The organism is uncultured Sphaerotilus sp. (assembly GCF_963924895.1).
In the GTDB taxonomy this organism is placed as follows: domain Bacteria; phylum Pseudomonadota; class Gammaproteobacteria; order Burkholderiales; family Burkholderiaceae_C; genus Sphaerotilus.
The window spans coordinates 146,159-165,430 of the sequence record NZ_CAWURG010000003.1 but is presented as its reverse complement, the minus strand read 5'-3'; the positions used below and the strand labels follow the sequence as shown (position 1 = coordinate 165,430).

Here is a 19,272-nt window from a genome sequence, read left to right as displayed (position 1 = left end):
CGTCAGCGCCCCAGCTCGCGTTGCAGGCGCCGCACGGCCTCGTGCAGATCGCCCATCGAACTGGCAAAGGACAGGCGGGCGTAGCGGCCCGTCTCGGCGTGGCCGAAGTCGCGGCCCGGCGTCAGCGCGACGTGGGCGCGCTCCATCATGTCGAAGCAGAACTGCCAGCTGTCGGGCGCGTGGGTGGTCACGTCGAACCAGACGTAGAACGCCCCGTCCGGCTGCACCGGCACCGTCAGGCCGAGTGCGTTCAGCGCGGGCACGATGTAGTCGCGGCGGGCTTTCATCGTGGCGCGGCGCTCCTCGCACACGGCCAGCGTTTCGGGCGTGAAACAGGCCAGCGCCGCCTGCTGCGCGATGGTGGAGGCGCAGATGTAGAGGTTCTGCGCCAGCTTTTCGACCGGCGCCACCAGGGCTTCGGGCAGCACCAGCCAGCCCAGGCGCCAGCCCGTCATGCCGAAGTACTTGGAGAAGCTGTTGACGACCAGCACGTCCTCGCCCAGCGCGAGCGCGGTCTGCGCATCGGCGTCGTAGCTCAGGCCGAGGTAGATCTCGTCGACGATGGTGATGCCGCCGCGGGCGCGCACGACCTCGACGATGCCGGCCAGCGTCTCGGCGGGCACCGAGGTGCCGGTCGGATTCGACGGCGAGGCCAGCATCACGCCGCGCGTGGCCGGTCCCCAGGCGTCGGCGACCGAGGTGGCGTCGAGCTGGAAACGCTGGGCCGGTGTGGTGGGCAGCAGCCGCGCCGCGCCGCCCGACGCCGTCACGAAATGGCGGTTGCAGGGGTAGCACGGGTCGGGCATCAGGAATTCGTCGCCCGGCTCGACCAGCGCGGTGCACAGCAGCTGCAGCGCGGCCGAGGCCCCTGCGGTCACCACGATGCGGCCGGGGTCGATGTCCACGCCCCAGCGGCTGGCGTACCAGCCCGACAGCGCCTTGCGCAGCGCGGGCAGGCCGACGGCGTGGGTGTACTGCGTGCGGCCGGCGTCCAGGCAGGCCTGCGCGGCCGCGACCACCGCGGCTGGCGCCGTTTCGTCCGGCTCGCCGATGTTCAGGTAGAGCATCCGCTCGCCGCCCTGCGCGGGATCACAGGCCGCGGTGCGGGCGATGGCGTCCGCCGCCTTGGCGCACTCCATCACCCAGAATGGCTCGATGCCGGCCACGCGTTGGGCCAGGCGCAGCGGATCGGGCGTCGACGCGGGACGCACGCTCATTCGCCGCGGGGGGCCGAGCGGGCTAGGCGCTGCGCGGCCACTTCGACCGGACGCAGGTCAACCGCGGCCTTGTCCAGCACGCCGTTGACGTACTTGTGGCCATCCGTGCCACCGAAGGACTTGGCCAGCTCGACCGCCTCGTTGATGGCGACGCGGTAGGGCACGTCCACGCAGTGCTGCAGCTCGTACAGGCCGATCAGCAGCACGCCGTGCTCGATCGGCGACAGCTCGGCGATCGGGCGGTCCAGGTGCGGCGTCAGCAGGCCGTCGAGCGCGGGGGCCTGTTCGATGCAGCCTTGCAGCAGGGCGTCGAACATGGCGCTGTCGCACTTGCTGAACTCGTCCTGCTCGCGCATGTGGGAGCGCACGACGCTGGTCTCGGCGCGGCTGATCTGCCACTCGTAGAGACCCTGCAGCGCCAGTTCACGGGAACGGCGGCGGGCGGATTTGGGACGTGCAGCCCCCGGGCCGGTGGTGCCGCCGCGGGGTTTAGGGGTCGGGTTCAAGTCAGGTCTTCCAGCAAATTGGCCATTTCGACGGCGACGCGGGCAGCGTCGCGGCCTTTCTCTTCGGTGCGTGCCCAGGCCTGGGCTTCGTTCTCGACCGTGAGGATGGCGTTGGCGATCGGCACGCCGTGGTCGAGCGACACGCGGGTGACCGCCGCACCGCTCTCGTTGGCCACCAGCTCGAAGTGGTAGGTCTCGCCGCGGATGATGCAGCCCAGGGCGATCAGCGCGTCGTGGTCGTCCGAGTCGGCGAGGGCCTGCAGGGCGATGGCCACTTCCAGCGCGCCGGGCACGCCGACGTGGCGGATGTGCTTGCGCTGCACGCCGAGCAGCACCAGCTCGTTCACGCAGTGCTCCGCGAGCGCGTCGGTGATGGCCGCATTGAAGCGGGCCTGGACGATCGCCACCCGCAGGTCGCTGCCGTCGAGGCGGGGGGCCGAGCCCTTGTCTGCGCCTTGCATGGTCGGTTCCTTGGGTTGGAGGTTGGAGTTCAGATGGCCACGGGCATGAAGCCGGTGACTTCGAGGCCGTAGCCGACCATGCTGGGCATGCGGCGCTGGTTGCTGAGCAGCTTCATGCGGCGGATGCCGAGGTCGCGCAGGATCTGGGCACCGACGCCGTAGGTGCGCAGGTCCATCGTCGTGCGCGGCGGCTCGCCGGTGGGGGGCAGGGCCACGCCGAGCAAGGCCTGCGCGTCCTGCGCCACGTTCAGCAGCACGGCCACACCGCGGCCGGACTCCTGCAGCGTGGTCAGCGCCTGCGGCAGTGACCAGGAATGGCGGGCGCGGCCGATGTCGAGCAGGTCCATCACCGACAGCGGCTCGTGCACGCGCACCAGCACCTCGTCCTCGTCGGTCCAGCTGCCCGCGCTCAGGGCGAGGTGGACCTGGCCGGTGCGGTCGCGGTAGACGCGGCTGTCGAAGGCGCCCCAGGGGGTCGTCAGGCGGTCCTGGTGCAGGCACTCGATCAGCGACTCGTTGCCGCTGCGGTAGGTGATCAGGTCGGCGATGGTGCCGATCTTGATGTTGTGCTCGCGGGCGAATTCCTGCAGGTCCGGCAGGCGCGCCATCGTGCCGTCGTCCTTCATGATCTCGCAGATCACGGCGGACGGCGACAGCCCCGCCATGCGGGCCAGATCGCAGCCGGCTTCGGTGTGGCCGGCGCGCATGAGCACGCCGCCGTCCTGCGCCTGCAGCGGGAAGATGTGGCCCGGCTGCACCAGATCACGCGCCACCGAGTCCCGCGCGACCGCGACCTGCACGGTGCGGGCGCGGTCGGCGGCGGAGATGCCGGTGGTCACGCCGGTGGCGGCCTCGATCGAGACGGTGAACGCGGTGCTGTGCTTGGTGCCGTTGCGCGCCGCCATGGGCGGCAGTTGCAGGTACTCGCAGCGCTCGCGGGTGAGGGTCAGACAGATCAGTCCACGGCCGTAACGGGCCATGAAATTGATCGCTTCGGGGGTGACCAGATCGGAGGCAAAGACCAGATCGCCTTCGTTTTCCCGGTCTTCTTCGTCGACCAGGATGATCATGCGACCGGCCGCCAGCTCGGCGACCAGCTCGGGAATGGGTGAAATCGGCATCCCGCGATTGTAGGCGGCTCAGGCGGGAGAGCCGAACCCCGTTGCAGATCGTGCCATCAGTCGCACGTCGCCACCGACGCGGGTGAGGTCGGTGAACACCAGCGGCGTGGTGTCGGCCAGCGTGGCCAGCGGGCCGAAGGCGGCCATGTCGCGGCCGGCGCCGATCAGCTTGGGGGCGAGGTAGACGAGGTATTCGTCGACCAGCCCGGCCCGCACGAAGCTGCCGTTGAGGTGCTGGCCGGCCTCGATGTGCAGCTCGTTCACGCCGCGCTGCGCCAGCGCTTGCAGCACCGCCGGCAGGTCGATCCAGCCATTGCTGTCGGTCAGCACCGGCGCCAGGGTCACGTTCGAGCGCGCGAGCGCCGAGGCCCGCGTGCTGTTCAGCGCCGACGCCGCGCAGTACACCAGGGCCTCCCCGGGCGCTTCCAGCAGCCGGGCCGTCGGCGGGGTGTCGAGCCGCGCGTCGAGCACCACCCGCAGCGGCTGGTGGGCGGTCGGCACGAGCCGCACGTCGAGCCGCGGATCGTCCTCGCGCACCGTGCCGATGCCGGTCAGCACGGCGCCCGCGCGGCGGCGCCAGGCGTGGCCGTCCTTGCGGGCCTCCGGGCCGGTGATCCACTGGCTGGTGCCGTCGGGCAGGGCGGTGCGGCCGTCCAGGCTGGCGGCCACCTTCAGCCGCACCCAGGGCCGCCCGCGCAGCATGCGCGAGAAGAAGCCGATGTTGAGTTCGCGAGACGCGTCGGCCATCAGCCCGTGCGCCACCTGGATGCCGGCGGCCTGCAGGCGCGCCAGCCCCTGTCCGGCGACCAGCGGATTCGGGTCCAGCACGGCGGCGACCACCCGGCCCACACCCGCGGCCACCAGCGCGTCGGCGCAGGGCGGCGTGCGGCCGTGGTGCGCGCAGGGCTCCAGCGTGACGTGCACGGTCGCGCCGCGCACATCGTGGCCATCGGCCTGGGCGGCGCGCAGCGCCATGACCTCGGCATGCGGACCGCCCGCCTGCTGGGTGTGGCCGGCGCCGAGGATGCGGCCCCGCCCGTCGCTGATCACGCAGCCCACCCGCGGGTTGGGATCGGTCAGCCCGATGCCCAGCGCGGCCCAGGTCAGCGCCTGGGCCATCGCCACCTGGTCGTGGGCCGTGAAGGAGGAGGTCGGTGTGTCGCTCATGGCGTGATTGTCTGCGCTGGCGCCCCGCCTTCCTTCATGGTTGATGGGCCAGCGTGCTGTCGTCCACCGGATTGCCCGTGGCGAACGCACCGAAGGGGCCGGCGTCGAGCGGGCAGCGGGCCGCCGCCCGGATCACCAGGAAGTTCTGGTTGCCCAGCGCCGTGGTCACGACGCTGTAGCTGGCGGGGTGTTCGGGGTTGTCGATGCGGCCGTTGCCATCGTGGTCGGCGCTGTAGCGGCAGATGCGATAGCGCCCGGTGTTGCCCCCCGTCGCGCTGACCAGCAGCCAGTCCTGCGGCACCAGATCGAGCCGGCCGGACCAGCGGGGTGTGCCGCCCGATGCCGGAGGGACGGGCTGGACGACGCAGTGGTACGCGATCGAGGTCCGGAGCGGGTTGGCGGGGGTGGAGCTGGTCGGCCCGTCCTGCGCACACTCCCAGGCCGGGCTGGGGTGGCCGGTCGTGGTGAGCGTCAGCCGCAGGCCGGTGGCCATGGCCGGGCTGGAGGGCTGTTCGGCGTCGGTGCTGGTGAGGCTGTCGCGGTCGGTGGCGAAGCGGATGTGCCCGCTGAGCAGCAGGCCGCTGAGCGCCCGGCAGTTGCCGAGGCTGGCCGCGTCCAGCACGGACGCTGGCACGCCGACCGCGCTGTCGCAGCGGCCGTTGACCTCGCCGGAGCGGCTGTCGAACAGCCAGACCAGCGCCTCGTCGGTGCGGGGCTTGAAGGCATGGCGGCCATCGCCGAGATCGCGCGCCGCGGCGGGGATGCGCAGCGAGCGTTCCGGCGTCCCTGGCCCGGTGTTGCCCAAGGGCAGCGTGCGGTTCAGCAGCGTGGCGGCGCCCAGTGCAGGATCGAGTGCGGTGAGCGCCGTGCCCAGCGTCACGGTGTGGGCGAGGGCCTGTCGATCCTCCCAGCGCACGGTGGTGGTGATGGTGCGCAGATGCCCGGCGGCATCCGTGTGCACGCTGCGCTGCAAGGTGTAGGCGGTCGGCGTGGCCGTGATGACCGGTGCGGGGCCGGTCGCGGCGATGTCGGCCGGCCCGCTCCAGCGCAGTTGCTCCAGATCCTGCGCCGCGTGGCGGACGGCTTCGCTGCGCTGGCGGGAGAGGTCGGTGGTGCGGCGCAGTTCGAGGTGCAGTTGCAGCAGGGACGCCGTGCCCAGACCGAGCAGGGCCACGGCCACCAGCAGCTCGATCAGTGCCAGGCCGGCTCGGGTGTGTCCCTGCCTCATCGGGTGTGCGGATCGAACCAGCTGCCGGGCACAGGAACCAGCGCGCCGCCCAGTGCCATGGCACGCGCCAGCACGGCGGCATCCCGCACCACGTCGATCGGCCCGCGCAGCACGGTGCTGCCCAGACTGACGAGCCCGCCGCGGAGCAGGCTGCGCGGACTTGCCGCCACCTGCACATCGACGCGATCGGCCACGACCAGCCCTTGCACGGCCGCGTCCGGACCGATCCGCAGCGTGCCGCGCACGACCAGCAGCAGCGGTGCCTCGGCCGTGCCCCAGCGGCCATTCGCCAGCGTCAGATCGCCGTCCAGCCAGAGCGCCCGCGCCCCCTGCGCCCAGGCCGTGTCCAGCGCGCTACCGGCGCAACCGCCCGCGCAGGCGAGGACTTGCCACGACGGCAGCGCCTTCAGTGCGGCGACGTCCAGCCCGAACAGGCGCCGCCAGAGCGCGTCGCTGCCCGCAGCGAGCGGCGGGTCGTCCGCGACCAGTCCGGCCGCCGCGGGCTGCCCGGCAGGGCCGAACACCTTGGCCGGTGCCTGCACGGTGACCGTGCTGCCACTGTCGATGGCGACGCCCCCGCTGGCATGGTCGGTGTTGAGGACACCGGCCCCGTCCGCGATCGTGACTGAGCCAACGCCCGTCAGTGCAGCCAGCGGCGCCTGCACCACCTGCCCGAGTGCGGCCAGTGTGGTGCTGACGCGGTAGCGGGCGTCGGGTTCGGTTGCGCCGGCGTCGCCACAGTCCGGGCCGGGGTTCGCGCAGCCCTCGGCCGTCAGTGACCACAGCCCGGTGCGCGGGCCGTTCTGCATGGTCACGGCAAAGGCAGGCGCCTCCCGATCAGCGGCCGGAGGCGAGACCCGGCCCGCGCCGCTGTCGGGGCAGTGGCAGGACCAGTCCGGGCCGGCGTCGTCCAGCACGCAGGCGGGTTGCAGGGCCACGGCGCTGGCGAGGCTGCGGTCCCAGCGGGCGCGCAGCGCGGCGGGGGCCGCGGCGGTGTCCTGCGCGGTCGGCAGGCACCGGCTGTCCAGCGCCCGCGGGTCGTTCAGCCGGGACACGGCCCAGTCGATCCCGGCCTGCGCGGCCTCCTGCGCACGCACCGCGCGGACCTGACCGGCGCTGGCGCGCTGCTCGAACAGCAGCGCCCGGTGGCTGTAGAGCAGGCTCAGGTGGGCGATCAGCAGCAGGGTCATCACCATCGCCAGCGTGCCGAAGCCGGTGGTGCGCTGTGGCGCCTCAGACCGGGCAGGCACCGGTGACCTCGTCGTTGCGCAGGCGGGTCTCGGTGGCCAGTTGCCGCTGCACGCGGCTGTCGCGGGCATCCTGCGCGTCCAGTTCGACCCGGACCTTGCGCTGCACCCGTTCGGGCGGGCAGCCGGCCTGTCCGTTGCAGGTGGTCCGCGGACAGAGTGCAAGCAGGCTCTGCCGCTGTTCCTCGACCCGGATCGACAGGCGCGTGACACGTGCCAGCGCCGGGTCGGTCAGTGCCTGCCAGCTGTCGCGCTCGTCCGGGGCGATGGCGCTGCCGGACAGGCGCCACTCGATCACCTGGCTGGTCGTGTTCAGGCGCAGGCCGAACTTCTCCTGGTTGCTGTTGACCTGGTCCTCGGTGAGGTCGCGGCTGTAGCTGTAGCCGAGCCAGGGCGCCGCCGCGGGGCCGTTGATCACCACGCCGCGGTAGGGGTTCGTGGCGAGCGAGGCAGACGGACGGGCGCTGTCCCAGGCCCCGCCAGACACATCGGCCCAGTAGCCCGCGCGCCGGACATCCCGGGAGACCAGCTCGATCGCGGCGCGCAGGTCCTGCGTCAGGCGACTTTCCAGCAGCAGCCGGCGCTGCTCGTCGATGTGCGCCGCAGCCAGTTGCAGCAGGCCGGACAAGAGCAGCAGACCGAGGGCGATCGCCAGCATCAGCTCGACGAGGCTCCAGCCGCGTGCGCGCCGGCGGTGGCTGCTCATGATTTCCAGCATTGCCGGTTCTGCGATTCGGCGTTGCCCACCTGCGCATCCGGCCCGGACCGGTGGTGGAGCTGACCCGACTCGACGTCCAGCACGAGCCAGCGGCACAGGCGGTCATCGGCCTGGGGGCCTCTGGCGACGGCGGTGACCCGGTAGTCGCGCGGTGCGGTGTCCGGCTGGACGGAGGTGCTGACGTCGTAGTGGCCCGCGGGGCTGACCGAGGGCAGATCAAGCCCGTCCTTGCCCAGTCCGGTGGCGTAGACCGGTCGCTGCGAGCGCCAGCGTTCTTGCGCCTGCTGGAGCTGGGCCAGCGTGACGATGGCGTCGCTGCGCCGCATCCGCTGGATCTGGCTGGTCCAGCTCGGTGCGGCCAGCGTCGCCAGGACCGCGACCATGAGCAGCGTGACGACCAGCTCGATCAGGGTCATGCCGCGCTGCGGGCAGGTGCTCAGCATGCGCTGTAGCCCGTGAACTGCGGCCCCGGCGCACAGGTGCGGACGCGCCCCAGGATGTTGACGATGTGGCGCAGGGCGCTGCTGCCATCCGTGGCGGCCACATCGATGCTACCGGTGGGTGTGACGGTGCCGTGCCGGGGATCGATGCGCAGGCTCGCCACGTTCGACTGGAGCCGGATGCGCCGCGATACCGGCACGAGCGCAGCCCGCAGCAGCTCGGTGCCTGCGGTGCAGCTCACCTGCGGTTCGGACTGCGCATCGGCGCTGCAGCGGCAGGCATCGGCGTCGCCGCTGTGCAGGAGGTAGCAGGTGCCGGCGGGGGTGTCCTGGAAGCTCAGGCGCAGGATGCGGTGGCGGGTGACGGCGGCGGCGCGCAGGCTCTGCAGGTCGGCATTGAACTGCGCGGAGATGCCCAGCAGGTGCTGCCGCAGCAGCCAGTTCGAGAACGACAGCGTGGCGCCTTGCAGCAGGACGGCGGTCACTGCCACCACGACCAGCAGCTCCACCAGCGTCAGGCCATGGGCCGCAGGGGAGGTCGGTGAGTGCGCCTGTGCCGTTGTCCGGATCATCCGTGTCCCCCTTCGCCTGTGCTGGTTCGGTGGCGACCAGTCTAGGCAGGCGAGGGTGGCGGGCGCGTCCCTCCGAAGAGGGAGCGATCCGGGTATTTCGGGGGGGTCAGATTTCCCGGATGAGCTGGTTGAAGGCGTCCACGTCCTCGAAGCGCCGGTAGACCGACGCGAAGCGGACGTAGGCGACCTTGTCCAGCCGCTTGAGTTCGCGCATCACCAGCTCGCCGATGTGGGAGGTGGTGACTTCGCTTTCACCGCTGGTGAAGAGCGTGCTCTCGATGCGGGCGATCGCGGCCTCGATCAGGTCGACGCTCACATTGCGCTTGCGCAGGGCCAGCATCATCGACGCGCGCAGCTTGGCGCGGTCGAACTCGATGCGGTTGCCGTTTTTCTTCACCACCGCGGGCATGGCCAGCTCGACCCGCTCGTAGGTGGTGAAACGCTTGTCGCAGGCGCTGCAGCGGCGGCGCCTGCGCATCGCGTCGCCTTCGTCCGAGGCGCGTGTCTCGACGACCGTGGTGTCCTGGTGACCGCAATAGGGGCAGCGCATCGTCAGGACACGGTGCCGATCAGCCGCGGTAGACCGGGAAGTCGCGCGTCAGCGCGGCGACCTGCTCGCGCACACGGGCCAGCACGGCGTCGTCGGTCGGCGCTTCCAGCACGTCGGCGATCAGGTTGGCGGTCAGCACGGCCTGTTCTTCCTTGAAGCCACGCGTCGTCATCGCCGGCGAGCCCAGGCGGATGCCGCTGGTGACCATCGGCTTCTGCGGGTCGTTCGGGATGCCGTTCTTGTTGCAGGTCATGTGGGCACGGCCCAGCAGCGCCTCGGCTTCCTTGCCGGTCAGACCCATGGGGCGCAGATCGACCAGCATGACGTGGCTCTCGGTGCGGCCCGACACGATGCGCAGACCGCGCTTGGTCAGCGTCTCGGCCATCGCGGCGGCGTTCTTCACGACCTGTTCCTGGTAGGCCTTGAACTCGGGCTGCAGCGCTTCCAGGAAGGCCACGGCCTTGCCGGCGATGACGTGCATCAGCGGGCCGCCCTGGATGCCGGGGAAGATGGCCGAGTTGATCTTCTTGGCGATGTCGTCGCCGCGCATCAGGATCAGGCCGCCGCGCGGGCCGCGCAGGGTCTTGTGCGTGGTGGTGGTGACGACGTCGGCGTGCGGCACCGGGTTCGGGTAGACGCCTGCGGCGATCAGGCCGGCGTAGTGCGCCATGTCGACCATGAAGTAGGCACCGACGGCCTTGGCGACCTTGGCGAAGCGCTCGAAGTCGATGCGCAGTGCGAAGGCCGAAGCGCCCGCGATGATCAGCTTCGGCTTGTGCTCATGGGCCAGGCGCTCCATCTGCTCGTAGTCGATGTCTTCCTGGGCATCCAAGCCGTAGGAGACGACCTTGAACCACTTGCCGGACATGTTCAGCGGCATGCCGTGCGTGAGGTGACCGCCTTCGGCCAGGCTCAGGCCCATGATGGTGTCGCCGGGCTGCAGCAGGCCGAAGAAGACGGCCTGGTTGGCCTGCGAGCCGGAGTTCGGCTGCACGTTGGCGTGGTCGGCGCCGAAGAGCTGCTTCGCGCGGTCGATGGCGAGCTGTTCGACGACGTCGACGTGTTCGCAGCCGCCGTAGTAACGCTTGCCGGGATAGCCTTCGGCGTACTTGTTGGTGAGCTGCGAGCCCTGCGCGGCCATGACGGCGGGCGAGGTGTAGTTCTCGCTGGCGATCAGCTCGATGTGCTCTTCCTGGCGGCGCACTTCGGCGTTGATGGCGGCGGTGATCTCGGGATCGACGGCGGCGAGGGTGTGGGTAGCGCGGTCAAACATGGGGAGGCAGTCCTGTCGGTGATGTCCGGCCCCGCCAGCCTCGTCTGCATCGCAGGTGGAGGCGGTGGGCTGCCCAGGCGCACGGCAAAGAAACTGCTGACGAGCCCCGAAGCGGGCTGGCAGCGACCGCGCTCCCTGGTGGTTGACCCACCTCGGACCCCGGGCGGGGTCCGTGAACGCCAGTTGCGCGGTCCGCGGAGTTTACAAGATCACGTGCTCAGTAGCTGAGCGCGGCCACGCGGTCGGGCTTGCCCTGCAGGACCGGGTTGGCACCCGCGGCCGCGGACGGACGGTTGCCCTGGTTGACCGGCGTGGTCAGCGTCGGGGTCGATCCCGGCACCGGTTCGGACGACGTCGACACCGGCGGCACCGGCAGGCGCGCGGTCACGGGCACCGAGCGGCCCTTGATGAGCTGCTGCAGGAACTCCTGCTCGGCCAGCACCTTGAAGGCGTAGCCGCCGTCGTTGGCCAGGTTGGCGGCGCCAACGTAGTGCCGCAGCCCGCCTTCGACCGAACCGGCCTTGGCGATGCAGTCCTTGAGCACCTGCACGCCCACGCGCAGGTTGGTCAGCGGATCAAACGCGGCGTGGTTGCCACCGAAGGCGACGTACTTGTCGTCGTGCACCCGGGTCAGCACCTGCATCAGTCCCTGCGCGCCGACAGCGCTTTGCGCGAACGGGTTGAACGAGGACTCGATGGCGACGATGGCCAGGATCAGCGTCGGCTCCAGACCGACACGCTTGCCCAGCGACCAGGCCTCCTGGACCAGGCGGCCGACCGGCTCCGGTGCGACCTTGTAGCGGCGCGACAGCCATTGCGCGACCGCCGCCTGCTGCCGGTTCAGCTCGCTGGGGTCGACCGCGGTGGCGCGGTCCACAGCCGAGAAGTCTCCCTGGGCCAGCAGGCTGGGTTCGTCCATCTGGGTGGCTGCGGCCGAACGGGCTTCCTGGCGCTCGACGAGCCAGTCCAGTGCACGTTCTTCCAGCAGGCCCCGCACGTCGGCGCGACCGCCAATGACAAAGGTGACACTAAGGACAGCCAGACCGATGACGGCCAGACTGTTGTGGCTGACGGCCAGCAGGCCGTTGCCGAGATCCGCGATGAACACCCGCACCGATTGCGCGGTGGCGGTCTGAACTCGCTTCCAGGATCGGGGTGCAGTCATGCAACTCCTCTTTCGATCACTGCAGGCGCCGTGTGGCCATTGGCAGGCGCCCAGATAATCCCCGTTGCGCAACAGCCGGCAGCCCTCGTTCGAGTGGTCTTGCCGGGTGGTCGACCCCCTCCATGCAACGGGATCGAAGGGGGCAGCTGCGCACTTGCGGCAGGCCACAAGCCCCCTGTGTTCGAAAACGGCCGAATTTTAGAAGTCGGCCAAATAACCAGTCAACAATAAGAAATAACGTAATGAGATTGTAAAATTATGAAATACCGCGATTTGAGGGACTTCCTGGCCTTGTTGGAGCAACGTAAGGCCCTGCTTAAAGTGAAAGAATCGGTGGCGACCGAATTGGAGATGACCTGGCTGTCCGACCGCACCTTGCGCGCTGGCGGCCCGGCGCTCCTGTTCCAGAACCCCACTACCCGGGGCCAGGTTTCGTCAATCCCGGTTGTTACCAATCTTTTCGGTACGCCGGAGCGGGTAGCACTCGGCATGGGCGCCGAACACGTCTCCTCGTTACGTGAAATAGGTGAGCTTCTGGCGCGTCTCAAGGAGCCGGAGCCCCCCCGAGGTCTGCAGGACGCCGGTCATTTGTTACGAATGGCCAAGACCTTGTGGGACATGAAACCCTCCGTGGTTCGCCATCCTGCGTGTCACGAAATGATCATTTCGGGTGATGACATCGACCTGGGCAAATTGCCGGTACAACATTGCTGGCCAGGCGATGTCGCCCCTTTGATCACTTGGGGATTGGTGGTAACCCGCGGTCCACAGTCCGTTCCCCGACCCCGGCGGCGGCAGAATCTGGGGATCTACCGGCAGCAGGTGATCGGGGCGCGCCAGACCATCATGCGGTGGCTCGCCCATCGTGGAGGAGCGTTGGATTTCCGTGAATTTGCGCACGCAAATCCTGGAAAGCCCTTTCCAATGGCAGTGGTATTAGGCGCTGATCCGGCCACGATTCTGGGGGCGGTCACGCCAGTACCGGACAGTCTGTCCGAGTACCAGTTCGCAGGATTGCTGCGTGGAGGGCGCACGGAGCTGGCGGAGAGTGGCGTTGGTGAGGGCGATCTGAAGCTCCAGGTCCCTGCGTTTGCCGAGATCGTGCTCGAAGGACACATCCCGACCGCCCCACCGGGCTATGAAGGCCGCAGCGAGCAAGGTATTCCGCTGAAGGAAAAGGATGGTTACCTGCACGCCCTGGAAGGGCCGTACGGCGACCACACCGGTTACTACAACGAACAGGATTGGTTCCCGGTCTTCGAGATCAGCCGCATGACGACGCGCAAGGATCCGATCTACCACTCGACCTACACCGGCAAGCCGCCGGACGAGCCAGCCATCCTGGGGGTCGCGCTGAACGAGGTGTTCGTGCCGATCCTGCGCAAACAGTTTCCGGAGATCACCGATTTTTACCTGCCACCCGAGGGCTGCAGCTACCGCATGGCCATCGTCAGCATCCGAAAGAGCTACCCCGGCCACGCCAAGCGGCTGATGTTCGGGATCTGGAGCTTCCTGCGCCAGTTCATGTACACCAAGTTCATCGTGGTGGTGGACGACGACGTGGACATCCGCAGCTGGCAGGAGGTGATCTGGGCCATCACGACCCGGATGGACCCGGTGCGCGACACGACGCTGGTGGAGAACACGCCGATCGACTACCTGGACTTTGCCTCGCCCGTGTCGGGGCTGGGCGGCAAGATGGGGCTGGACGCCACCAACAAGTGGCCGGGCGAGACCAGCCGCGAGTGGGGGCGCACCATCGAGATGGACAAGGCGGTGACCCAGCGCATGGAAGGACTCTGGTCCCAGCTCTTCACGCCGGGCGGCACGGCGCGCTGAGCCCCCGTTGTTCAGTTGCCGGCGATCAGCCCGAGGACTTCGTGCAGCGCGGTGTGGACGAGCTGGTAGCCGTGCTGCGATGGAAGCCAGTCCAGTACCGGCAGGTCGTCGCGGGTCACGGCGGAAACCGGCGCGGGCACGATCACCATCGACTTGCCGGCGGCATCGCGGAATGCGCGCATGGCGCGCGGCATGTGCGAGGCGTGGGTGACCAGCACGATGCGCTTTATGCCGGCGCTGTCCAGCATCGGCACCATCAGGTCCGCGTTCTCGCGGGTGTCGCGCGAACGGGATTCGGTCCAGCGCAGGCTGGTGCCGTAGTCTTCCTGCACGATCTGGGAAGCGGTCTCCGCCTCGGAGCGTTCACCGATCTGCCCCCAGCCGACGCCGCCGGCGTAGGCCAGCGGCTGGCCGGTATGCCGCGCCAGCCAGACGCCGTAGCGCAGCCGCACCATGGCCTGCTGGGTGAGGTTGGAGGTGCCGTACTCGGCGGCAAGCCGGTGGCGGCCGGCACCCAGCACGACGATCGCGGTCGGGGGTGACGCCGAGGCCTGGTTCTGTCCGCGCATCAGCGCGCGGACCTGGGCGGTGCTCAGCGCCGGGGGCGGACGCAGCACGGCGTCCTGCAGCCAGTGCGCCGTCGCGAGGCAGCACATCAGCCACAGCCCGACCGTGGACAGCACGATCAGACCGCCGCCCAGGCGTGGCCGGCGTCGCATCAGCCACAGGCCCAGCAGGATCAGCAGCAGCAGGCTGGCCGGCGGCTGGAACAGCGCGGACAGCAGGGGTTTCCAGGACGGATCAAGCAGCACGGGGGGCGCGGCAGCAGCCGGGTTGGTGGGTGGTGGATCGGGGCGGGCGGATTTTGCCCGAGCCGGGCACCGTCACGGACGGGTTCAAGGGGCCAAGCGCTCGCGCAGCCAGCGGCCGTCGGCATCCTGCCGGTAGACCAGGCGGTCGTGCAGACGCGACTTGCGGCCCTGCCAGAACTCCCAGCGCTGCGGCGCGAGCCGGTAGCCGCCCCAGTGCGGCGGACGCGGCGGATGCAGGCCGTGCTGGGCGGCTGCGCGGGCGGCATTGGTGACCAGCACGGTGCGCGACGGGATCGGCTGGCTCTGCGGCGAGGCCCAGGCGCCCAGACGCGAATCGAGCGGACGCGAGGCGTAGTAGGCGTCCGACTCTTCGGCGGACACCTTCTCGACCGGCCCTTCGATGCGCACCACCCGCTCCAGTTCCACCCAGTGGAACTGCAGTGCGGCCCAGGGGTGCAGCGCCAGCTCCTGCCCCTTGCGGCTGTCGTAGTTGGTGTACCAGACCAGCCCGCGCTCGTCATAGCCCTTGATCAGCACGATGCGGGTCGAGGGGTGTCCGTCCGCGCCGACGGTGGCCACCGTCATGGCGTTCGGCTCCGGCACGCTGGCCTGCATGGCCTGCTGCAGCCACAGGTCGAATTGCTGCAGGGGGGCGCTGGCCGCGCTGTGCTCGTCGAGTTCCCCGGCTTCGTAGCTTTTGCGCAGATCGGCAATGTTCTTCATGGCGCCGAGTATAGGAATGTCCTGTGACCGGCGCACTGCTCCAGCGCAACACACCTGTCTGACGCCGGACTGATCCAGTCTGGCCAGCGTGGCTAGCAGTTCTCCTTAAGTGAAGGCACCAGTTCACTTCGGGAGCAATGTGGGTTCCCATGGCGTCATGGAAGGCCACGCCCGCGAGGGTGTGGCGAACCAGGATCAACAGGGAGGGATGGACCATGGACGCCGACGACATCGAGACGAGGAACACGACATGAGCCCCACCCGGAGCATGCCGACCGTGGTGGTGCTGGCGGCGGGTGGAGGCGCGCGCTTCGAGGGCGCCGGCCCCAAGCTCGGGCAGACGCTCGGTCCCGCCAGCGTGCTGGCCCACACCCTGGACGCCGTCGTGTCGGCCGGGCTGCCGCTGGTGGTGGTGACGGTGGCGGCGCTGGTCGACGTGGCGCGCAGCGTCGTGGCGTCCCGCGACATCGTCCTGCTGCCGCCGGTGGGTTCGGCCAGCCGGGAGCCGCTGGGCGTCGGATTCTCCATTGCCGCCGGTGTCGGAGCGCGCCCGCACGTGCCGGGCTGGCTGATCCTGCCGGGCGACATGCCGCTGGTGCGGCCGCAGACGCTGCGTGCAGTGGGGCGTGCACTGGATTCGGCCCCGGTCGCCTATGCCCAGTACCGCGGCCGGCAGGGCTTTCCGGTCGGGCTGTCGGCGGAGTTGTACTCGGAGCTGGTGCTGCTCAGCGGCGAGGAGGGCTTGCGGCGCCTGCTGGCACGTTATCCCTCGAACGCGGTCGAGGTGGACGATCCCGGCGTGCTGCAGGACATCAACACCACGGCCGATCTGGAGCGCCTGCGGGCCTCAAGCACCGTCCTCGCCTGGCAGCAGGCCGTGTCGGCGGGCCAGCCGAACGAGGCGTGACACCTCGGCGTCGTGGATGGACAGCGCCTGCAGGCACTGTGCGGTGCGGTGCAGGTAGTCCACGGTGCGGCCGTAGCGGCCCTCGGCGTGCTGGAAGATCTCCAGATGGGTGGCGTCGTCCAGCCGGCCGGTGTGCGACGGGTGGGCCGGATTGAGCGTGAAGGCCAGCGCTTCGACCGGGCCTTGCGGCGTGTGGCAGCGCAGCCAGCGCGGTGCATAGACGCCGTTGGGCATCTCGCGCTCCCAGAGGGCTTCGAGTTGCTGCACGGCGTCTTCGGAGCTGGCCCGGTGGACCTGTCCGACGCAGGAGCCGCCCGGCAGCAGCGCGAACACCAGCCCCGGGCAGTCCGGGGAGCCGCGGTTGACCCGCGAGCGCATCCGCAGCGCCCGGTGGTGGCCCCAGAGCCGCGCCGGGCGGATCTCGGCGGGATCGAACTGGGGCCGCCAGAGCAGCGAGCCATAGGCGTAGAGCCAGAACGGATCGCCCCGGTCCAGGCGCTCGATCAACTGCTGCCGGGTGGTCTGCAGCAGCTGCAGGGAATGTGCCGAACAGCCCGAAGGCGCAGCCGGCGAGGGCGGGGGAAGGCTCATGGCGCTGCAGTGTCACCGCAGTGGTGCAGGTGCGACAAGCCCGCGCTGTGACCGGATGCGTCACGCACCGGCAAGGCGCAGGCCTTTAAACTTGCGCACCTTTTAACGATGAGGAGAATTCTCCATGAGTGACGACGATCGCGACGACAGCCGCAAGGTGGGCCTTTGGGTGGTGTTTTCCAGCGTGGCCGTGCTGCTGCTGGGTGTGCTCGGCTTTGCCGTCGTGCGCACGATGAAGGGCCCGGCCGCGCCAGTCGCCCAGACCGCCGCCGCTGCAGCCAGCGCGGCCGAAGCCGCTGACGTGCTGGTGGACTACACCACCACGACCGCCGCCCTGGCGACGGTGTTCTTCGAGTCGGGCTCGGCCACGCTGCAGCCGGATGCGGACCCGTCGCTGGCCGACACCGTCAAGGCGCTGGCCGCCGAGCCGGGCAAGCGCGTGCTGCTGTCGGGCTACCACGACTCGACCGGCGACCCGGCCATGAACGCCGAACTGGCCAAGCAGCGCGCCAAGGCCGTGCGCGCTGCCCTGCAGGTGGCGGGCATTCCGCTGAACCAGGTCCTCCTGCGCAAGCCGGAAAGCACCACGGGCACCGGTACCGAGCGCGAAGCGCGCCGCGTCGAGATCCGCATCGTCGACGCCCAGTAAGTTCCCCCAGGACCGGTTTCCGCGTTACCTTCAGGTTACGGCCTGAAGGCTACCCGGCCGATTCGACACCGCAGCCCGGCGCCATGGACAGCCTCCATCGCGCCGGGCTGCGGCCATTTGGGCGGCGATTCTGGCCCGGGCGTGTTTCGCGGAAAGATTTGACGCTGTAACTTGGTTACGCTTTAATCGTCCATCGAGTTTCAAGAATGCCGCCGCCATGAAAACCCAGATCGCTGACATCACCGCCCGCATCCGTGAACGCAGCCGTCCGCAACGCGAGGCCTACCTCCGCCGGACCCGTGCGGCGGCGGCCCAGCCCCGCGGGGCCGACCGCATGGGTTGTGCCAATGTGGCGCACGCGTTTGCCGCGCTGCCGGGCGCGGACAAGTTCCGCGTGGTGGCCGAGAAGGCACCCAACATCGGCATCATCACCGCCTACAACGACCTGCTGTCGGCGCACCAGCCCTACGAGCGCTACCCCGCGCTGATCCGCGACGAGGCCCACCGCCATGGCGCGACGGTGCAGGTGGCGGGCGGCGTGCCGGCGATGTGCGACGGCGTGACGCAGGGCTTTGCCGGCATGGAGCTGAGCCTGTTCTCGCGCGACACCATCGCGATGGCCACGGCGGTCGGCCTCGCGCACGACGTGTTCGATGCGGCGCTGCTGCTGGGCGTGTGCGACAAGATCGTGCCGGGCCTGCTGATCGGGGCGCTGCACTTCGGGCATCTGCCGTGCGTGTTCGTGCCGGCCGGGCCGATGAGCACGGGGCTTTCGAACAGCGACAAGTCCAGGGTGCGCGAGCAGTTCGCGCAAGGTCTGGTGGGCCGAGAAGAGCTGCTCGAAGCCGAGTCCGCCGCCTACCACGGCGCCGGCACCTGCACCTTCTACGGCACTGCCAATTCCAACCAGATGCTGCTGGAGGCGATGGGCCTGCACGTGCCCGGCACCGCCTTCATCCACCCGCACGCCGGCCTGCGCGAGGCGCTCACCCGCGAGGCCGTGCGCACGGTGCTGTCGATCCGCAAGGGCCAGCGCTTCACGCCGATCGGCGAGCTGGTCGACGAGCGCTGCATCGTCAACGCGATGGTCGCGCTGCTGGCGACCGGCGGCTCCACCAACCACCTGATCCACTGGGTCGCCGTCGCGCGCTCGGCGGGCATCGTGATCGACTGGACCGATTTTTCCGAGCTGTCGGCCTGCACGCCGCTGCTGTCACGTGTCTATCCGAACGGCAAGGCGGATGTGAACCAGTTCCAGGCGGCGGGCGGCCCGGGCTTCGTGCTGCGTGAGCTGCTGGACGCCGGCTGCCTGCACGGCGACGTGCTGACGGTCGCGGACGGTGGCATGGCCGCGTACGGGCGCGTGCCGACACAGGGCCAGGACGGTGCGCTGGTCTGGCACGACCTGCCGGCCACGCCGATCGACGACGCCATCGTGCGCACCGCGGCGGCGCCGTTTGGCGAGTCGGGGGGCCTGAAGCTGCTCGCTGGCAACCTGGGCCGCGGCGTGATGAAGGTCAGCGCGGTGCCCGAAGACCGCCACATCATCGAGGCACCCGCCATCGTCTTCGACAGCCAGGAAGCGCTGCACGTGGCCTTCAAGGCGGGCGAGCTGGAGCGCGACTTCGTTGCCGTCGTCCGCTTCCAGGGCCCTAAAGCCAACGGCATGCCCGAACTCCACAAGCTCACGCCGCCGCTGGCCGTGCAGCAGGACAAGGGCTTCCGCGTCGCGCTGGTCACCGATGGCCGGATGAGCGGCGCGTCGGGCAAGGTGCCGGCCGCCATCCACGTCAGCCCGGAAGTGCTGGCCGGTGGTCCGCTGGGGAAGGTGCGCACGGGCGATCTGGTGCGCGTCGACGCGGTCACGGGCACGCTGGACGCGCTGGTGCCGGCCGACGAATGGGCCGCTCGCGTGATCGAGGAGCGCCCGGACGCGCTGACCGACGACGCCGGCCACGGCATGGGCCGCGAACTGTTCGGCGGGATGCGCCGCAACGTGCGCACGGCCGAAGAAGGCGCCGTGACCTGGCTGTGAGCCGCGTCCGAGCCTGCGAACCCTTTCTGAACCCGCCAACCCGACCACGCC

Annotated in this window: 20 protein-coding genes and 1 riboswitch; of the genes, 4 read left to right on the top strand and 16 right to left on the bottom strand. The window is 69.9% G+C overall.

Annotation, left to right across the window (positions count from 1 at the left end; translation table 11 throughout):
- Positions 1-2: 2 nt before the first annotated feature.
- The 13 genes from AABN02_RS01520 to AABN02_RS01460 form a co-directional block, all read right to left on the bottom strand.
- Entirely contained in the window at positions 3-1,217 is a 1,215-nt protein-coding gene (locus AABN02_RS01520) for a pyridoxal phosphate-dependent aminotransferase (protein ID WP_338413155.1), read from the bottom strand.
- Positions 1,214-1,723: a transcription antitermination factor NusB gene (gene nusB / locus AABN02_RS01515; protein WP_338413154.1), complete on the bottom strand. Its 510-nt coding sequence runs from the start codon at positions 1,721-1,723 to the stop codon at positions 1,214-1,216. Before nusB ends, AABN02_RS01520 begins: the two co-directional genes overlap by 4 nt.
- On the bottom strand, positions 1,720-2,184 hold the full coding sequence (gene ribH, locus AABN02_RS01510; RefSeq protein ID WP_338413153.1) for a 6,7-dimethyl-8-ribityllumazine synthase: 465 nt from the start codon (positions 2,182-2,184) through the stop codon (positions 1,720-1,722). Before ribH ends, nusB begins: the two co-directional genes overlap by 4 nt.
- A 29-nt stretch (positions 2,185-2,213) precedes the next feature.
- Complete coding sequence (gene ribBA, locus AABN02_RS01505; protein WP_338413152.1) at positions 2,214-3,305, bottom strand: bifunctional 3,4-dihydroxy-2-butanone-4-phosphate synthase/GTP cyclohydrolase II; 1,092 nt, start codon at positions 3,303-3,305, stop codon at positions 2,214-2,216.
- Between the two features lie 18 nt (positions 3,306-3,323).
- The gene (ribD, locus tag AABN02_RS01500; protein ID WP_338413151.1) at positions 3,324-4,472 is read right to left on the bottom strand and encodes a bifunctional diaminohydroxyphosphoribosylaminopyrimidine deaminase/5-amino-6-(5-phosphoribosylamino)uracil reductase RibD; all 1,149 of its coding nucleotides are present in this window, start codon (positions 4,470-4,472) and stop codon (positions 3,324-3,326) included.
- 34 nt (positions 4,473-4,506) lie between these two features.
- A complete protein-coding gene (locus tag AABN02_RS01495) occupies positions 4,507-5,700 on the bottom strand; it encodes a hypothetical protein (protein ID WP_338413150.1) in 1,194 nt (397 codons plus the stop codon).
- Positions 5,697-6,950: a hypothetical protein gene (locus AABN02_RS01490; RefSeq protein ID WP_338413149.1), complete on the bottom strand. Its 1,254-nt coding sequence runs from the start codon at positions 6,948-6,950 to the stop codon at positions 5,697-5,699. The genes AABN02_RS01495 and AABN02_RS01490 overlap by 4 nt, the downstream gene beginning before the upstream one ends.
- On the bottom strand, positions 6,934-7,653 hold the full coding sequence (locus AABN02_RS01485) for a hypothetical protein (RefSeq protein WP_338413148.1): 720 nt from the start codon (positions 7,651-7,653) through the stop codon (positions 6,934-6,936). The genes AABN02_RS01490 and AABN02_RS01485 overlap by 17 nt, the downstream gene beginning before the upstream one ends.
- Positions 7,650-8,108 carry a type IV pilin protein gene (locus tag AABN02_RS01480; RefSeq protein ID WP_338413147.1) on the bottom strand — a complete coding sequence of 153 codons (459 nt, stop codon included), beginning with the start codon at positions 8,106-8,108 and terminating at the stop codon, positions 7,650-7,652. Before AABN02_RS01480 ends, AABN02_RS01485 begins: the two co-directional genes overlap by 4 nt.
- Positions 8,102-8,677 carry a GspH/FimT family protein gene (locus tag AABN02_RS01475; RefSeq protein WP_338413146.1) on the bottom strand — a complete coding sequence of 192 codons (576 nt, stop codon included), beginning with the start codon at positions 8,675-8,677 and terminating at the stop codon, positions 8,102-8,104. Before AABN02_RS01475 ends, AABN02_RS01480 begins: the two co-directional genes overlap by 7 nt.
- Before the next feature lie 106 nt (positions 8,678-8,783).
- Positions 8,784-9,227, bottom strand: a complete 444-nt coding sequence (gene nrdR, locus AABN02_RS01470) for a transcriptional regulator NrdR (RefSeq protein ID WP_338413145.1) — start codon at positions 9,225-9,227, stop codon at positions 8,784-8,786.
- 19 nt (positions 9,228-9,246) lie between these two features.
- A complete protein-coding gene (glyA, locus tag AABN02_RS01465; RefSeq protein ID WP_338413144.1) occupies positions 9,247-10,500 on the bottom strand; it encodes a serine hydroxymethyltransferase in 1,254 nt (417 codons plus the stop codon).
- A 64-nt stretch (positions 10,501-10,564) separates the two neighbouring features.
- Positions 10,565-10,697: riboswitch (ZMP/ZTP riboswitch) on the bottom strand.
- Between the two features lie 20 nt (positions 10,698-10,717).
- The gene (locus AABN02_RS01460; RefSeq protein ID WP_338413143.1) at positions 10,718-11,665 is read right to left on the bottom strand and encodes a lytic transglycosylase domain-containing protein; all 948 of its coding nucleotides are present in this window, start codon (positions 11,663-11,665) and stop codon (positions 10,718-10,720) included.
- A gap of 258 nt (positions 11,666-11,923) precedes the next feature.
- Between AABN02_RS01460 and AABN02_RS01455 the strand changes: the two genes are divergently transcribed.
- Positions 11,924-13,504: a UbiD family decarboxylase gene (locus tag AABN02_RS01455; protein WP_338413142.1), complete on the top strand. Its 1,581-nt coding sequence runs from the start codon at positions 11,924-11,926 to the stop codon at positions 13,502-13,504.
- 11 nt (positions 13,505-13,515) lie between these two features.
- On the opposite strand, the gene AABN02_RS01450 is transcribed toward AABN02_RS01455, so the two are convergent.
- Entirely contained in the window at positions 13,516-14,316 is an 801-nt protein-coding gene (locus AABN02_RS01450) for a YdcF family protein (protein WP_338413141.1), read from the bottom strand.
- A gap of 84 nt (positions 14,317-14,400) precedes the next feature.
- Positions 14,401-15,039, bottom strand: coding sequence for a pyridoxamine 5'-phosphate oxidase (gene pdxH, locus AABN02_RS01445; protein ID WP_338413140.1), 639 nt, complete (start codon positions 15,037-15,039; stop codon positions 14,401-14,403).
- Positions 15,040-15,289: 250 nt separating this feature from the next.
- Here pdxH and AABN02_RS01440 point away from each other — a divergent pair, with 250 nt between their 5' ends.
- Entirely contained in the window at positions 15,290-15,946 is a 657-nt protein-coding gene (locus AABN02_RS01440) for an NTP transferase domain-containing protein (RefSeq protein ID WP_338413139.1), read from the top strand.
- On the opposite strand, the gene AABN02_RS01435 is transcribed toward AABN02_RS01440, so the two are convergent.
- Complete coding sequence (locus AABN02_RS01435) at positions 15,887-16,537, bottom strand: gamma-glutamylcyclotransferase (RefSeq protein ID WP_338413138.1); 651 nt, start codon at positions 16,535-16,537, stop codon at positions 15,887-15,889. The two genes, AABN02_RS01440 and AABN02_RS01435, sit on opposite strands and share 60 nt — an antisense overlap.
- A gap of 124 nt (positions 16,538-16,661) precedes the next feature.
- Here AABN02_RS01435 and AABN02_RS01430 point away from each other — a divergent pair, with 124 nt between their 5' ends.
- Both AABN02_RS01430 and edd read left to right on the top strand, forming a co-directional pair.
- Positions 16,662-17,186, top strand: coding sequence for an OmpA family protein (locus AABN02_RS01430; protein WP_338413137.1), 525 nt, complete (start codon positions 16,662-16,664; stop codon positions 17,184-17,186).
- A 217-nt stretch (positions 17,187-17,403) separates the two neighbouring features.
- The gene (edd, locus tag AABN02_RS01425) at positions 17,404-19,221 is read left to right on the top strand and encodes a phosphogluconate dehydratase (protein WP_338413136.1); all 1,818 of its coding nucleotides are present in this window, start codon (positions 17,404-17,406) and stop codon (positions 19,219-19,221) included.
- The last annotated feature ends 51 nt before the right edge of the window (positions 19,222-19,272 follow it).

Bases quoted from the DNA above. Each gene is read 5' to 3' on its own strand.
- ribD (WP_338413151.1), bottom strand. From the start codon at position 4,472: ATGAGCGACACACCGACCTCCTCCTTCACGGCCCACGACCAGGTGGCG.
- pdxH (WP_338413140.1), bottom strand. From the start codon at position 15,039: ATGAAGAACATTGCCGATCTGCGCAAAAGCTACGAAGCCGGGGAACTC.
- AABN02_RS01495 (WP_338413150.1), bottom strand. From the start codon at position 5,700: ATGAGGCAGGGACACACCCGAGCCGGCCTGGCACTGATCGAGCTGCTG.
- glyA (WP_338413144.1), bottom strand. From the start codon at position 10,500: ATGTTTGACCGCGCTACCCACACCCTCGCCGCCGTCGATCCCGAGATC.
- AABN02_RS01460 (WP_338413143.1), bottom strand. From the start codon at position 11,665: ATGACTGCACCCCGATCCTGGAAGCGAGTTCAGACCGCCACCGCGCAA.
- AABN02_RS01440 (WP_338413139.1), top strand. From the start codon at position 15,290: ATGAGCCCCACCCGGAGCATGCCGACCGTGGTGGTGCTGGCGGCGGGT.
- AABN02_RS01520 (WP_338413155.1), bottom strand. From the start codon at position 1,217: ATGAGCGTGCGTCCCGCGTCGACGCCCGATCCGCTGCGCCTGGCCCAA.
- edd (WP_338413136.1), top strand. From the start codon at position 17,404: ATGAAAACCCAGATCGCTGACATCACCGCCCGCATCCGTGAACGCAGC.
- AABN02_RS01480 (WP_338413147.1), bottom strand. From the start codon at position 8,108: ATGCTGAGCACCTGCCCGCAGCGCGGCATGACCCTGATCGAGCTGGTC.
- AABN02_RS01455 (WP_338413142.1), top strand. From the start codon at position 11,924: ATGAAATACCGCGATTTGAGGGACTTCCTGGCCTTGTTGGAGCAACGT.
- AABN02_RS01485 (WP_338413148.1), bottom strand. From the start codon at position 7,653: ATGAGCAGCCACCGCCGGCGCGCACGCGGCTGGAGCCTCGTCGAGCTG.
- AABN02_RS01430 (WP_338413137.1), top strand. From the start codon at position 16,662: ATGAGTGACGACGATCGCGACGACAGCCGCAAGGTGGGCCTTTGGGTG.
- nrdR (WP_338413145.1), bottom strand. From the start codon at position 9,227: ATGCGCTGCCCCTATTGCGGTCACCAGGACACCACGGTCGTCGAGACA.
- AABN02_RS01435 (WP_338413138.1), bottom strand. From the start codon at position 16,537: ATGAGCCTTCCCCCGCCCTCGCCGGCTGCGCCTTCGGGCTGTTCGGCA.
- ribH (WP_338413153.1), bottom strand. From the start codon at position 2,184: ATGCAAGGCGCAGACAAGGGCTCGGCCCCCCGCCTCGACGGCAGCGAC.
- ribBA (WP_338413152.1), bottom strand. From the start codon at position 3,305: ATGCCGATTTCACCCATTCCCGAGCTGGTCGCCGAGCTGGCGGCCGGT.
- AABN02_RS01475 (WP_338413146.1), bottom strand. From the start codon at position 8,677: ATGATCCGGACAACGGCACAGGCGCACTCACCGACCTCCCCTGCGGCC.